The 14,420-nt window shown below is 71.3% G+C and carries 11 protein-coding genes and 2 tRNA genes; 4 read left to right on the top strand and 9 right to left on the bottom strand.

The genetic code is table 11. The annotated features are described in order from the left end of the window. Nucleotides 1-60: 60 nt before the first annotated feature. Nucleotides 61-1,512, bottom strand: coding sequence for a catalase (locus ACFYO5_RS19715; protein ID WP_388710442.1), 1,452 nt, complete (start codon nucleotides 1,510-1,512; stop codon nucleotides 61-63). A 145-nt stretch (nucleotides 1,513-1,657) separates the two neighbouring features. On the opposite strand from ACFYO5_RS19715, the gene ACFYO5_RS19710 reads away from it, so the two are divergent. Then, a complete protein-coding gene (locus ACFYO5_RS19710; protein WP_086771645.1) occupies nucleotides 1,658-2,074 on the top strand; it encodes a Fur family transcriptional regulator in 417 nt (138 codons plus the stop codon). 120 nt (nucleotides 2,075-2,194) lie between these two features. Here the strand turns inward: ACFYO5_RS19710 and ACFYO5_RS19705 are convergent. From ACFYO5_RS19705 to ACFYO5_RS19690, 4 genes are all read right to left on the bottom strand, one after another. Continuing rightward, nucleotides 2,195-2,268 (bottom strand) — tRNA-Met (locus ACFYO5_RS19705). 292 nt (nucleotides 2,269-2,560) lie between these two features. After that, nucleotides 2,561-4,432, bottom strand: coding sequence for a tetratricopeptide repeat protein (locus tag ACFYO5_RS19700; protein ID WP_388710101.1), 1,872 nt, complete (start codon nucleotides 4,430-4,432; stop codon nucleotides 2,561-2,563). A 206-nt stretch (nucleotides 4,433-4,638) separates the two neighbouring features. Then, a tRNA-Met gene (locus ACFYO5_RS19695) sits at nucleotides 4,639-4,712 on the bottom strand. A 41-nt stretch (nucleotides 4,713-4,753) separates the two neighbouring features. After that, a complete protein-coding gene (locus ACFYO5_RS19690) occupies nucleotides 4,754-7,744 on the bottom strand; it encodes a UPF0182 family protein (RefSeq protein ID WP_388710440.1) in 2,991 nt (996 codons plus the stop codon). Between the two features lie 164 nt (nucleotides 7,745-7,908). Here ACFYO5_RS19690 and ACFYO5_RS19685 point away from each other — a divergent pair, with 164 nt between their 5' ends. Beyond that, nucleotides 7,909-8,451, top strand: a complete 543-nt coding sequence (locus tag ACFYO5_RS19685) for a PPA1309 family protein (RefSeq protein WP_388710099.1) — start codon at nucleotides 7,909-7,911, stop codon at nucleotides 8,449-8,451. 19 nt (nucleotides 8,452-8,470) lie between these two features. Here the strand turns inward: ACFYO5_RS19685 and ACFYO5_RS19680 are convergent, their stop codons facing one another. The 4 genes from ACFYO5_RS19680 to ACFYO5_RS19665 all read right to left on the bottom strand — a co-directional run bounded on the left by ACFYO5_RS19680 (nucleotide 8,471) and on the right by ACFYO5_RS19665 (nucleotide 12,157). Further along, entirely contained in the window at nucleotides 8,471-9,565 is a 1,095-nt protein-coding gene (locus ACFYO5_RS19680; RefSeq protein WP_388710097.1) for a PDZ domain-containing protein, read from the bottom strand. Nucleotides 9,566-9,628: 63 nt separating this feature from the next. Beyond that, the gene (locus ACFYO5_RS19675; RefSeq protein WP_388710095.1) at nucleotides 9,629-9,793 is read right to left on the bottom strand and encodes a hypothetical protein; all 165 of its coding nucleotides are present in this window, start codon (nucleotides 9,791-9,793) and stop codon (nucleotides 9,629-9,631) included. Nucleotides 9,794-9,906: 113 nt separating this feature from the next. Then, nucleotides 9,907-10,368, bottom strand: a complete 462-nt coding sequence (locus ACFYO5_RS19670; protein ID WP_388710093.1) for a molybdenum cofactor biosynthesis protein MoaE — start codon at nucleotides 10,366-10,368, stop codon at nucleotides 9,907-9,909. A 679-nt stretch (nucleotides 10,369-11,047) separates the two neighbouring features. Next, entirely contained in the window at nucleotides 11,048-12,157 is a 1,110-nt protein-coding gene (locus tag ACFYO5_RS19665) for an SDR family oxidoreductase (protein WP_356566298.1), read from the bottom strand. Nucleotides 12,158-12,350: 193 nt separating this feature from the next. Between ACFYO5_RS19665 and ACFYO5_RS19660 the strand changes: the two genes are divergently transcribed. Next, nucleotides 12,351-13,874 carry a zinc-dependent metalloprotease gene (locus ACFYO5_RS19660; RefSeq protein WP_388710090.1) on the top strand — a complete coding sequence of 508 codons (1,524 nt, stop codon included), beginning with the start codon at nucleotides 12,351-12,353 and terminating at the stop codon, nucleotides 13,872-13,874. Continuing rightward, on the top strand, nucleotides 13,871-14,392 hold the full coding sequence (locus tag ACFYO5_RS19655; RefSeq protein WP_388710088.1) for an NUDIX hydrolase: 522 nt from the start codon (nucleotides 13,871-13,873) through the stop codon (nucleotides 14,390-14,392). Before ACFYO5_RS19660 ends, ACFYO5_RS19655 begins: the two co-directional genes overlap by 4 nt. Nucleotides 14,393-14,420: the final 28 nt, after the last annotated feature.

The raw sequence follows: 14,420 nt of genomic DNA, 5'->3' as shown, positions 1-14,420 counted from the left end.
CGGACTCCCCGAGGGGAATCCGGCCCGTCCGCCCACGACAAGCGGTCCAGTGCTGGAGTCTCAGCCGCGCAGGGCCTGGACCGCGGCCTCCAGCCGCTTGCCGTAGTCTCCGTCGGCCCGACGGAAGTTGTCGATCGCCCGCTCCACGATGTCGTCGCGCGAGACCTTGGCGAGGAAGCCCGCCAGGTTGGCGATCAGGCGCTCCTTCTCCGGCTCCGACATCAGCCGGTAGAGGTTGCCCGCCTGCACGAAGTCGTCGTCCTCGGCATGGACGGGCGCCGGGTGGTTCCCCGTCCCGCCGGTCACCGCGGTCGCGGACCACAGCGGACGGTCGGTCTGGAACGGTCCGCCGAAGCTGTTCGGCTCGTAGTTCTTCGCTCCGCCGTGGCGGCCGTCGTACAGGAGGCCGTCCCGCGCGTGGGTGCGCGCCACGGTGGCGTGCGGGCGGTTCACCGGCAGGTGGTCGGCGTTGACGCCGACGCGGTAGCGGTGCGCGTCGCCGTAGGCGAAGAGGCGGCCCTGGAGCATCTTGTCCGGCGAGGGGCCGATGCCCGGCACGAAGTGCGCCGGGGAGAAGACCGACTGCTCGACCTCGGCGAAGATGTTCTCCGGGTTGCGGTTCAGCTCCAGCCTGCCGAACTCGATCACCGGGTAGTCGGCGTGCGGCCACACCTTGGTCAGGTCGAACGGGTTGAAGCGGTACGTCGCCGCGTCGGCCACCGGCATGATCTGCACGCCGACCGTCCAGGTCGGGTACTCCCCGCGCTCGATCGCCTCACGCAGGTCCCGCTGATGGGAGTCGGGGTCCGCACCGGCGAGCCGGGCGGCCTCGGCCTGGGTGAGGGTCTTGATGCCCTGGTCGGTCTTGAAGTGGTACTTGACCCAGAAGGCCTCGCCGGCCTCGTTGTTCCACTGGTAGGTGTGGGAGCCGAAGCCGTCCATGTGGCGGTAGCTCGCCGGAATGCCGCGGTCGCCGAACAGCCAGGTCACCTGGTGGGTGCTCTCGGGGCTGAGTCCCCAGAAGTCCCAGACGTTGTCCGCCTCCTGCGAGCCCGTGTACGGGTCCCGCTTCTGGGTGTGGATGAAGTCGGGGAACTTGATGGCGTCCTTGATGAAGAACACCGGGGTGTTGTTGCCGACGAGGTCGTAGTTGCCCTGCTCGGTGTAGAACTTCAGGGCGAATCCGCGCGGGTCGCGGACGGCGTCCGCGGCACCGAGGTTGCCCGCCACGGTCGAGAACCGCAGGAACGTCTCCGTCTGCTTGCCGACCGTCGAGAGGAACGCCGCCCGGGTGTACGGGGTGACGTCGGCGGTCACCGTGAAGGTGCCGTAGGCGCCGGCGCCGCGGGCGTGCACGACGCGCTCCGGGATGCGCTCGCGGTTGAAGTGCGCCAGCTTCTCCAGGAGCAGCTGGTCCTGGACGAGCACGGGACCGCCCACGCCCGCGGTCTCGCTGTTCTGGTTGTCGGCCACCGGCGCGCCGGCCTCCGTCGTAAGCGGCCCCTGCGTCACGTGCGTCTCCTGCGTCATTCCCGACCGTTCCTGTCACTTGGCTAAATCCAGTCCCGATCCTACAATAGACATTGTCTAAGTCAAGGAAAGCTCCAAAGTCACACCTGTTCGGGACTCGGGTCCCCCTGCTGTTAGGCTGGTGCTCATGAGCGACCTACTGGAACGGCTGCGCGGCCGCGGATGGCGGATGACCGCGCAGAGGCGCGTCGTGGCCGAGGTCCTCGACGGCGAACACGTCCACCTGACGGCCGACGAGGTCCACGCACGGGCCGTCGCCAAGCTGCCCGAGATCTCCCGGGCGACCGTCTACAACACGCTCGGTGAGCTGGTCTCCCTCGGCGAGGTGCTCGAGGTCGCCACCGACAAGCGCGCCAAGCGGTACGACCCCAACGCGCACCGGCCGCACCATCACCTGGTGTGCGCGCAGTGCGGCGCGATCCGCGACGTCCACCCGAGCGGCAACCCGCTGGCCGACCTTCCCGACACGGAGCGCTTCGGCTTCACCGTCTCGGGCGTCGAGGTGACGTACCGCGGCGTCTGCCCGAACTGCGCGGCGGCGTAGCCCACGCGACACCGAAGCCCCGGCATCCTCCTGGACGCCGGGGCTTCGCGCTGCCTGCCACACGGCTCGGAAACGAGTCGAGGGCCGGAACCCTTGCGGATTCCGGCCCTCGACCTTCAGTAGCGGGGACAGGATTTGAACCTGCGACCTCTGGGTTATGAGCCCAGCGAGCTACCGAGCTGCTCCACCCCGCGCCGTTGAATGCAACGTTACGTCACGGGGACGGGAAGAAGCAAATCCATTACCGCTCCCCGTTGTCGCAGGTCAGACCCACCCAGCCCGTCAGGCGTTCGAGGACGGGACCCTGAGGGCCGACAGCAGGGGGCTGGAACGGCAGCCACGAGGGCCAGAGGAAAGGGGCGGGGCCGAAGCCCATACCGGCACCGGCGTCAACCCTCGACCGGGGTGAATCCCGTACCGGCACCGGCGTCACCCCTGGACCGGGGTGAAGGCCACCCCGGCGCCACGCACGGCCGCCGGCCGGGCTCAGGCCGACAGCTCCTCCCGCAGGGCATCCCGCAACCGGGCGGCCCGCTCCGCCACCTCCGCCGGCCCGAGCGACACCGCCCGGTCCGCCCACCGCTGCCCCTCCGCCAGCTCCCCCCGACGCGCGTAGACGAGGGCAAGGCGCAACGCCGCCCGCCCGTGCCCGGCGTCGGCCGCCCGCGTCCACCACACGGCGGCCTCGGGCTCGCTGCCCTCCCGCGCGAGCAGCAGCCCCAGATTGAAGGCTCCGTTGCGCGAGCCGGCTTCCGCGGCCGTCCGGTACCACCGCGCCGCCTGCACCACGTCTCCGCGCGCGGCGGCCAGCATCCCGACCCGCACCTGCGCCCGCCGGTGCCCCTGGGTCGCCGCCCGCTCGTACCACTCCTCGCACTCGGTCTTCTCATGCACGGTCTCGCCCAGCTCGTGCGCCGGCTGGGGCGGCCGACGGGCGTCGAGCACGGACGCCAGCCGGTACGCCGCCTCCGCGCTGCCCCCGCCCGCCGCGCACCGAAGATGCACTTCGGCGGCCTGCTCGTCGCCCTCCCGCAGCCGGGCGATGCCGACCTGGAGTGCCGCCTCGGTGTGCCCGGCCGCCGCCGCGCGCTCGTACCAGCGCAGCGCGACCGCGTCCTCGCCGCGGCCGGCGAACAGGATTCCCAGGTTGAAGGCGGCGTCCACGCTGCCCGCCTCCGCGGCCTTGGAGAACCACGGCTCGGCCCCGGCCGCGTCCCCGCCCTGGAGCAGCAGGACCGCCAGCGCGTTGGCGGCCTCGCGGTGTCCGGCGTACGCGGCGCGCCGGTACCACTGCTCGGCCTGCGCGGTACGGCCCTGCTCGGCGCAGAGCAGGGCGAGGTTGTAGGCGCCGTTGTCGTCCCCGGCGTCCATGGCCGCCCGGTACCAGCGCTCGGCGGTCTGGGTCTGGTTGCGTTCGGCGTACAGGGCGCCCAGCGCGTTGGCCGCGTTGCCGTCGCCGTCCTGGGCGGCGCGCAGCCACCACACGGCGGCGTTCTCCGTGTCGCCGGCGTCACGCAGCAGGAATCCGAGGGCGCAGGCGGCCCGGGGCTCGCCGTCCTTGGCGGACGTCAGGTACCACCGCCCGGCCTCCTTCAGCTCGCCGCGCCGCTCGAGGATGGCCCCGAGGTGCAGTGCGGCCCGCCGGTGGCCGCGCGCGGCGGCCTGCCGGTACCACTGTTCGGCCTCCGCGGGCACCGCGGCACCCTTGCCGATGGCGTTCCCGCGCCCGTCGGGGACGTGCGGCTCCCTCCGGTCGAGCGCCCGCGCCAGCCGGTACGCCGCCTCCCGGTGCCCTCGTTCGGCGGCGGCCCGCATCCACCGCTCGGCGCCCGGGTGGTCTCCCCGGTGCTCCAGCAGGTCGGCGAGGGCGTAGGCGCCCAGGACGTGACCCTGCTCGGCGGCCTGGCGCAGCCAGTACTCGGCGGCCGGTTCGTCGCCGCGTTCGCGGTGGTGGCGGCCCAGCGCGTGCGCCGCGGGCGCAGAGCCGGCGACGGCGGCGACCCGCCACCACCCGGCGGCCTCGTCGGGGTAGCCGCGCTGGTGGAGGAGGACGCCCAGGTTGTTGGCGGCGGCACGGTCGCCCGCCGTGGTGGCGGCACGCAAGTGGGGTTCGGCTCCGTCGAGATCGCCGCGGCGCAGCAGCAGGGCCCCGAGGACGCTCATCGCCTCGACGTCGCCGGCCTCGGCCGCGAGCCGTCGGCGCGCTTCCTCGACGGCCTCTCCCGTCTCGTCCCGGCTCTCGTCCCGACCGATGTCCGAAGCCTCCTCAGAGGTTTCGTCCGGGGTCGCTTCCACACCGGAAGGCTGCACAAATCGCCCTGTCTCGAACAGAGTTGCCTTGTCCCCCATAACGTCCATCGTCGCACCACCTGCAACCGGGGTACACCTGGTATACCGCAGCCCATAAGGTCACTTCAGCGTTTTGTCGACATGCCCACAGAGAGACAAGTCAAACACAGATGCCACCAACTCCCCACGGCGGCACGGCGGTTCCGCTCCGAGGACATGTGTTCGCACACCACGAAGGCCCGGATCCTTTTCAGGATCCGGGCCTTCGCCTGGAGTAGCGGGGACAGGATTTGAACCTGCGACCTCTGGGTTATGAGCCCAGCGAGCTACCGAGCTGCTCCACCCCGCGTCGTGTTCCACAACCGTACCACGACGCGGGGTGGTTCTTGATCAGCCGCTGGGACTGCCGCTCGCGCTCGGCTCGGGACTGGCTCCCGCCCCGGGCTTGGCACTCGCTCCGGACCCCGGCTTGGCACTCGCGCTCGGCGAGCTGCTGGGGCTCGGACTGCTCCCGCCCTTCCTGTCCGCCGCGGCCTGCGCGTCCTCGGCCCGCTTCAGCGCGGCCTCGAGATCCGCCTGCGCCTTGGCGTACGCCTCCCAGTCGGGCTTCTTGAGGGCCTCCTGGCCCGCGGTGAAGGCCTTCTGGGCGTCCTGGAGGGCCTCCTGGACCGTCGCGTCACCGGTGGCCGGTGGCGGGGTGGTGCCCCCGTCGTCCGCGGGTGGCTTCGGTGCGGCGCCCTCCGTGCCGAAGACCTTGTTGAGGGCCTCGTCGAGGGAGTCCTCGAAGGCGGTGACGCCTCCGTAGGACACCAACACCTTGCGCAGCAGCGGGTACTTCAGTCCGCCACCGCGGACGTAGACCGGCTCCACGTAGAGCAGTCCTCCGTCGAGCGGCACCGTCAGCAGGTTGCCGTACTCGACCTCCGAGTCGCCGCCCTTCAGCAGCCTGATGGACTCGGCGATGTCCTGTTCGGAGTTGAACTGGCTCTGCACCTGTTTGGGTCCGTCGACCGTCGTGCTGGTCGGCAGCTTCAGGACTCTGATCTTGCCGTAGTCGGAGGTGCCGGCCTCGGAGTCGACCGACATGAACGCGCTGAGGTTGTCCCGGCCGTTGGGCGTGAAGGTCGTCGTCAGCGAGAACGCCTGGGCCTTCTGGTCGGGCATCTTCATGCTCAGGTAGTACGGCGGCACCGCGTCGTTCGACTGGTTGGTCGGGTCGTTCGGCACCTGCCAGACCTCGCTGCCGCTGAGGAACGTCGTCGCGTCCTTCACGTGGTAGCGGGTGAGCAGCTCGCGCTGGACCTTGAACAGGTCCTGGGGGTAGCGGAGATGGGCCATCAGGTCGCCGGAGATCTCCGACTTCTTCTCCACCGTGCCGGGGAAGGCCTTCATCCAGGTCTTCAGGACCGGGTCCTTGGTGTCCCACTGGAAGAGCTTGACCTCGCCGGTGTACGCGTCGACGGTCGCCTTCACCGAGTTGCGGATGTAGTTGACCTGGTTCTGCTGGGCGACCACCGCGCGGTTGTTGTTGGTGGCGGTCAGCGAGTCGGCCGTCGTGTCACCGAGGGTCGTACGCGAGGCGTACGGGTAGCCGTTGGTGGTCGTGTACGCGTCGACGATCCACTGGACCCGGTCGCCCACGACCGCCGGATAGGCGTCGCCGTCGATGGTCAGCCAGGGGGCGACCGCCTCGACCCGCTCCTTGGGGGTGCGGTTGTAGAGGATCCTCGAACCCTCGCCGATCGCACCGGAGTACATGATCTGCGGTTCTCCGAACGCCACCGCGTACGCGGCCCGGTTGACCGGGTTGGAGAGGTTGACCCCGCTCCTGCCCGTGTAACTGGTCGTCTTCTCGCCCTGGTCGTCGGAGTAGTCGATCTCCTTCTGGGGACCGCCGACGATCGAGTACGTGGTCGTCTTCTCGCCGTAGTAGATGCGCTGCTCGTACTTGCCGAGCACGCCCTCCGACGGCAGGTTGGACTCGGTGAAGGCCGGGCGGCCGTCGGTGTCGGCGGTGGTGCCCTTGGCGGCGACCACGCCGTAGCCGTGGGTGTAGCGGAAGTGGTTGTTGATCCAGTTCTGCTTGTCCACGCCCGCGAGGTTCAGCTCGCGCAGACCGATGACCGTGTCCTGGTCCTGGCCGTTCACGTGGTAGCGGTCCACGTCCAGGTTGGTCGGGAAGGCGTAGTACTTGCGGATCTGCTGGAGCTGCTGGAAGGTCGGCGACACGATGTTCGGGTCCAGGACGCGGATGCTGGCCGCGCCGGCCACGTCGTCGCGCAGCGTCGTCTTGTCCTCGGTCTTGCTCGTCCCCGAGTAGTCGGTGACCTGGGCGCCCTCGATGCCGTACGCCTCACGCGTCGCCTTGAGGTTCTTCTCGACGTACGGCGCTTCCTTGGCCTGCTCGTTCGGCTGGACCTGGAACTTCTGGACGATCGCCGGGTACAGGCCGCCGATCAGGATCGCGGACAGCACCATCAGGCCGAAGCCGATGACGGGCAGCTGCCAGGTGCGCCGCCACAGCGTGGCGAAGAACAGCAGGGCGCAGATGACCGCGATGCAGAACAGGATCGTCTTGGCCGGCAGGTAGGCGTTGGCGTCGACGTAGCGCAGGCCGGTCCAGTTGTCGGTGGCCTTGAAGTCACTGGACTTCACCGCCAGGCCGTACCGGTCGAGCCAGTACGCGACCGCCTTCAGGGCGACGAAGACGCCCAGCAGCACCGACAGATGCCCGGTGGCCGCCGCCGTGGCGCGCGCACCGGGGCTGGTGACGCGGAGCCCGCCGTAGAGGTAGTGGGTGAGCGCGGCGGCGATCAGCGAGAGGATCGTGGCGGCGAAGCCGAAGCCGAGCAGGAACCGGTACCAGGGCAGGTCGAAGGCGTAGAAGGACACGTCGAGGTGGAACTGCGGGTCCTTCTGTCCGAAGGACACGCCGTTGACCCACATCAGCCAGGTCCGCCACTGCCCGGAGGCGGAGGCGCCGGCGATCAGTCCGACGAGGGCGGTGATCGCGAGCAGCAGCCACTTCTTGTACGGGGCGATGCCCATGCGGTACCGGTCGAGGCTCTGCTGCTCCATCGACATGGCGCTGAGCGGCGGCCGCAGGCGGTGGGCCAGCCAGATGTTCAGCCCGACCGCGAGGGCCATCAGCAGACCGAAGACGAAGAAGAGTCCGATCTTGGTCGACAGGGTGGTCGTGAAGACGGAGGAGTAGTTCACCGACCGGTACCAGAGCCAGTCCGTCCAGAACCCGGCGAACATGGTGAACGCCATGGCCAGGACGGCAAGCACGCCCAGTGTCATGAGCAGAGTGCGGACACGCCGGGAGGGGCGGCCCACTCTGATCCGTGGCCCGGTCGGGCCTCCGCCGCGGTCCGGCATCTGGAAAGCCAAGGTTCGCACCCCGAGGTTCGCTGTTGATCCGTCAGGCCCGCGTCTTCGTGGACCCTCCGTGGCCCCCCGTGATCGTGGGCCCACACCTATGCAACTTACTCACCGCTTACTCGGTTCCCGATTCCGGCCCTGAACGAGGCAGGATTGTGACCATGTCCAACACTCCCATGGCGGCGAGCCCGCTCACCCGGGCCGTACTCGAGATCGACGAGTACGCCTCCGGCCTCGGCTGGGACCAGCCCGCCCGCCTTTTCGCCCTCGTAGACACCGCACGGCTGCGGACCCAGGAACCCGCGCTCGCCGCCCAGCTCGGTCTGCAGGACGCGCCCGAGACCACCGGTCTCACCCCGATCGAGCAGGACGAGGTGCCGACGGACAAGCCGCTCGACGAGTTCCTCGCGACGATCGCCTGGCCGGACGCGGTGGTCGGCTGCGCGCTGACCGTGGAACGTCTGATGCTGCCTCCGTCCGCCGAGGCGCAGGTCCCGCAGGGGCTGAGCGAGGGAAAGCTGACGCGGTGGGTGGCCGAGCACCCCGACCGCCAGGAGGTCCGGATGACGGTGGCGGTCCTGCGGGACGGCGCCCGTGACTCGGCCCTGCGGCTGCGCGAGAAGGACTCCCCGACGGAGGTCCTCACGGGTTCGGAGCTGGTTCCGGGCCTCGCGGAGGCGCTGTCGGCGACGTTCGAGGAGTAGCCCCGCGTCGCCGCACGGTCTAGCCGGCCGTGCACTTCGGCAGGTCGGCGGTGTCGCCGCTGCGGATGTCCTTCAGCGCGCCCAGAGCGTCGTCGATGGTGTCGACCTTGACGAGCGTGAGGCCGCCGGGGGTGTCCTCGGCGGCGGACGCGCAGTTGTCGGCGGGCGTCAGGAAGTACTGGGCGCCCTTGTCGCGGGCGCCGACGGTCTTCATCTCGATGCCGCCGATCGGGCCGACCTTGCCGTCGTCGTCGATGGTGCCGGTGCCGGCGACGAACTTCCCGCCGGTCAGGCTGCCCGGGGTGAGCTTGTCGTAGATGCCGAGCGCGAACATCAGGCCGGCGCTCGGGCCGCCGACGTCGGCGAGCTTGATGTCGATGGTGAACGGGAACGTGTGGTCGGTGCCGGCGGAGATCCCGACGATGGCCCGCTTCTCGCCGGTGTCGTCGGAGGCCGCGGTTCTGATCGTGACCTTCTGCGTCCTGGTCGCCGTCCTGTTCTCCTTCTCGGCGGCGGCCTGGTCCTTCGCGGGCACGATGGTGAAGACGACGTCCTCGCCGGGCTTGTGCTTCGTCACCAGCTTCGCGACGTCGGAGGGGTCCTTCACCGTCGTGCCGTCCACGCTCTGGATGACGTCTCCGGCGTGCAGCCGGCCCTCGGCGGGCGATCCCTTCACGACGGTGGAGACGATCACCCAGGACCGCACCGGGACGTCCAGCTCCTTCAGCGCGGCGACCTTGGCGCTCTCCTGGGACTGGCTGAACTCCTCGGCGTTCTCCTGGGTGGACTGCTCCTCGGTCTTGCCGTCCGGGTAGAGCGTGTCGTGCGGGACGACCTTGTTGTCGTGCGCGAGCCATCCGTAGACGGCCTCGACGAGGTTCATCCGGTAGTCGGCGCTGGTGACCCGCACGGTCGTCATGTTGAGGTGGCCGTCGGTCGGGTAGGTCTTGCGCCCGGCGATCTGGAGCACCGGCTCGCCGCCGTGCTCCCCGAGGGTGTTCACCGTCGGCCCCGGGGACATCTCCGCGTACGGCACGGGGATGAGCACTCCCGCGCAGAGGAGCGCGATCAGCATCAGGGTGGAGGCGAGCATCGTCGCGGTGCGGCGTGGCATGACTCGACAGTACGGGACGGTCCTGTCAGCGCACCGTCAGGGCCACCGCCCGGGTCACGGGCCTCAGGTGCCCGAGTGGGACCTCTCCATGGCCGCGCGGAACCGGGCGTAGCCGTCCAGCTCGGGGCCGTCGCCCCGGGCCTTGCGGGTGCGGTTGGCCCAACTCCCCCACAGACCGGCGCCGACAGCGGCGACCAGCGGAATCAGCAACCAGGCGAGCGCCCCCATGCCGACCTCCAACCCCACGTGCGACCGCGACTGACTGATCAGCAGATTAACCATCCGCAGTGACAACGCTCAGGCCAGGGGTGCGGTTACGCAACCGGACGGGTGGCGGGGGGTCAGCAGGCCCCGACCCATTCCTCGGTGCCGTCGGAGAACCTCTGGTGCTTCCAGATCGGCACCTCGTGCTTGAGGTCGTCGATCAGCTTGCGGCAGGCCTCGAAGGCCTCCCCCCGGTGCGGACAGGACACGGCGACGACGACGGCGAGGTCGCCGACCCTCAGGTCCCCCACCCGGTGCACGGCCGCGAGCGCCCGCACCGGGTACTCGGCGACGACCTTCTCCGCGATCCGCCGCATCTCCGCCTCGGCACTGGGATGACTGGAGTATCCGAGGGTGTCCACGTCGGCACCGCCGTCGTGGTTGCGCACGGTCCCCACGAACAGGGCGGTCCCGCCGGCCGCGTCGTCTCCCACGGCCCGGAAGACCTCGTCCAGCGACAGCGCGCTGTCCCGGATCGCGATCAGCTTGACGGGATCCTGCGCGGCCCGCTCACCGGGATGATCTTCACTGGGTGCCATACCCCCATCGTGCCGCACCCCGACGACAACGGGGAATAGCGGAATCACCCGGCACACGCGCGTGCGCGCTTGGAGCCTCCTACAGAGGTGGCAGCCCGCCCGCGGACCTCCCCTCCGGAGAATGCGAGGACGAGGGCCGTCCAGGAGCCTGACGGGGGGGTCTGGGGCGGCAGTCCGCGGGGACGTGATGGGCGGGAGGTCCGACCGGCGGCCCTCAGGGACGGAGAGGGCGACCTGAAGGGCGGGCGGTCCGGGGTCCGGTGCGGACCGTCTTGCACGCGGGCCGCCAGGGCAGGGCGGGGTGGTCCGGGGCCCGGTGCCGACCGTCTTGCCCGCGGGCCGCCGGGCACAGCGAGCGATCCCGGACGCGGTGCCGACCGTCTTGCCCAGGCCGCCGGGGCACAACGGGCGGTCCGGGGCCCGGTCCGGACCGTCTTGGTCCGGGCCCCGGGACACGGCTAGCGATCCCAGGCCCGGTGCCGACCGTCTTGCCCGGGCCGCCGGGGCACAACGGGCGGTCCGGGGCCCGGTCCGGACCGTCTCGGTCCGGGCCCCGGGACACGGCTAGCGATCCCAGGCCCGGTGCCGACCGTCTTGCCCGGGCCGCCGGGCGCGGCCCCGGGGACGGCGGGGGGCGGCGGCGGGCGACCCCAGGCGGGCCACCCACCGCCGCCACCGGTCAGCGCCGCCGCGCCTTGCGCGCCCGCCGCACCACCGCGGCAGCTCCCAGCAGAGCCACCGTCGCCCCCGCGGCCCCCGCGGCTGTCGCGTCCTTCCGCCCGAGCCGCCGCCCGACCACGGTGTGCCGTCCGGCCACTTCCTCCAGCAACTCCGCGAGCACTTCCTCATTGGTCCACCGCGGCCGCCATCCGGCGTCGTGCAGCCGGCTCCCGCTCACCACCCACGGGTACATCGTGTACGCCAGGTCGCCCGCCGGGGACGGCGTGAGCCCGATCCGGTGCAGCCGGGCCGCCGCGCCGAGCGCGACCGCCGACGGCAGCTCCATCCGCCGGATCCCGCTCAGCTCCTCGACCTCCTCCTGCTCCAGCCAGCCGTCGCAGCCGACGGCGAGTTCGCCGTCGACCTTCTCCAGGACGGCGTACTCCAGTGCCCCGCACAGATCCTCGACGTGGCAGAACTGCCAGACCGGCCGCGACCCGGCGACGACCAGCAGCCGGGGCGACTCGAAGTACCGGGTCAGCGCCGTGTCCGTGCCGCCCACCAGCACGGCCGGCCGCACCACGGTGACGTTGAGCCCCGGATGCGCGCGTGGGGCGCGCCGCGCGAGGCGTTCGATCTCCAGGAGGTCCCCGACGCCGGTGGCCTCCGCCGTGGCCTTCAGCTCCGCGTCCTCCGACAGCGGCAGCTCGTTGTCCGGCAGCGCCCCGTAGACCATCGCGGACGTGCACAGGACCACGCGGTGCACCCCGGCGGCCGCGGCGGCGGTCAGCACGGTCTGGGTCCCGCGCACGTTGTAGGCCGTTCGGGCGGCGGCTTCGCTCCCCAGGTCGAGATCGAGCGCCAGATGGACGACGACGTCCGCGCCGCGCAACTTCTCGGCGATCGCCGGGTCGCGGACGTCGAGGATGTGCCACTGCGCCGCGTCGCACTCGCCCCGCCGCTCGTCGATGGCGATGACCTGCTTGATTGCGTCGGACGCGGCGAGCCGCTCGGTCAGCAGCGCGCCCACCCCGGTGGCGGCGCCGGTGACGGCGACGACGGGGCCGCGCGGCACGCCCGGACTCGAGGGGTTTCGCGCTGCGCGAACCTGCGGATCTGGGGAACTCACCAGGTGTCTCCAGCGGTTGTTTTCCATACGGGCGTGAGTGACGCGTTCGTACCAGGTGGCATCCATCCTGCCGCAGGCCGCGAGTCGGCGGAGCACCGAGGCCCGATCGAGCCCGGGTGTCTACGCTGGGTGGTGTTGCAGGGCAGCCGCGCCGCCGGACCAGAGCCGGTGGCCTTACCAGCCGAGGAACCCCGTGAGTGACACCCCATTCGGATTCGGCCTTCCGCCGGAGGAGCCGGACGACGGCGACGAGGGCAAGAAGAAGGACCCGCAGGGCGGCGGTGGTCAGGGACCGGCCAACCCGTTCGGCTTCGGCGGGCTGCCCGGCGCCGGCGGCTTCGGCGGCCCCGGGGCGGACAATCCGCTCGCCGCCGTGTTCGGCTCGCTGAACCCCACCGACCTGGGCGCCGCGTTCCAGCAGCTGGGCCAGATGCTCTCCTACGAGGGCGGCCCGGTGAACTGGGACATGGCCAAGCAGATCGCCCGCCAGACGGTCTCCCAGGGCACCTCCGACGGCGTCAAGGACACGAGCGTCGGCCCGGCCGAGCGGACCGGCGTGCAGGAGGCCGTCCGCCTGGCCGACCTGTGGCTGGACGACGCCACCTCCCTGCCGTCCGGCGCCGGTACCGCCGTGGCCTGGTCGCGCGCGGAGTGGGTCGAGGCGACCCTGCCCGCGTGGAAGGAGCTGGTCGACCCGGTCGCCGAGCGTGTCGGGGCGGCCATGGGCGATGTCCTGCCGGAGGAGATGCAGGCCATGGCCGGCCCGCTGATCGGCATGATGCGCTCGATGGGCGGCGCCATGTTCGGCTCCCAGATCGGGCAGGCCGTCGGCGTGCTCGCGGGCGAGGTCGTCGGCTCGACCGACATCGGCCTGCCGCTCGGTCCGGCCGGCAAGGCCGCGCTGCTGCCGCTGAACATCGAGTCGTTCGGCAAGGACCTGGGCGTGCCGAAGGAGGAGGTGCGGCTCTACCTCGCCCTGCGTGAGGCCGCCCACCAGCGCCTCTTCGCGCACGTGCCGTGGCTGCGCTCGCACCTGTTCGGCGCGGTCGACGGCTACGCGCGCGGGATCAAGGTGGACACGGCCAAGCTGGAGGACGTGGTCGGTCAGTTCGATCCGCAGAACCCGGAGCAGCTCCAGGACGCCCTTCAGCAGGGCATGTTCCAGCCGGAGGACACCCCGGAGCAGAAGGCCGCCCTGGCCCGTCTGGAGACGGCTCTGGCGCTGGTGGAAGGCTGGGTCGACGCGGTGGTCCACGCGGCCGCCAAGCCGCGCCTGTCGTCCGCGGACGCCCTGCGCGAGACCCTGCGCCGGCGTCGCGCCACGGGCGGTCCCGCGGAGCAGACGTTCGCGACGCTGATCGGTCTGGAGCTGCGCCCGCGCCGCCTGCGGGACGCGTCCCGGCTGTGGGCCTCGCTGACGGACGCGCGCGGTGTCGACGGCCGCGACGCGCTGTGGGCCCATCCGGACATGCTGCCGACCGCCGCCGACCTGGACGACCCGGACGGCTTCGTGCACCGCGAGCAGATGGACTTCTCCGAGTGGGAGACGATGCTCGGCGAGGCGGCCAGCGGCGGCACGGACGCCGGTTCCGGTTCCGCTTCGGGCCCGGGTTCGGTTTCGGATTCCGGTTCCGGCTCGGATCCCGGTTCGGGCGAGAAGCCGGACCTGCGGAAGGGCGACGGCACCGACGACGGCAAGGGCGACAGGACCGAGTGAGCCTGCACGACGACGCGGTTCTCGTACTGAAGGCCTACGAGGACCAGGACGAGCTGCGCCAGGACTACCTCGGCCATCTGGCGGCGCACCCGGACGGCATGTGGAAGGCCTGCGCGGCCGGGCATCTCACGGCGAGCGCCCTGGTGATCGACCCCGAGCGGGGGCGGGTGCTGCTGACCCTGCACAGGAAGCTGCGGATGTGGCTCCAGATGGGCGGCCACTGCGAGCCGCAGGACGCCTCCCTTGCGGCAGCCGCCCTGCGCGAGGCCACCGAGGAGTCCGGCGTCCCGGGCCTGACGCTGCTGCCGGGCGGCCCGGTCCGGCTGGACCGGCATCCGATCCCGGCCCCGTGCCACTGGCACCTCGACGTCCAGTACGCGGCCGTGGCACCGCCGGGCTCCACCGAGGCCATCAGCGACGAGTCGCTCGACCTGCGCTGGTTCCCCTACGACAAGGTCGTGGAGGTGGCGGACGAGTCGGTCGTCCGCCTGCTGGAGGCGACACGGGCACGCCTGTGAGGCGGAACGCGTAAGGGGCGACCCGCCA

Origin of the sequence: Streptomyces sp. NPDC006259 (genome assembly GCF_042870975.1) — a bacterium.
Taxonomy (GTDB): Bacteria; Actinomycetota; Actinomycetes; order Streptomycetales; family Streptomycetaceae; genus Streptomyces.
This window is presented reverse-complemented; position numbering and strand designations above follow the sequence as displayed.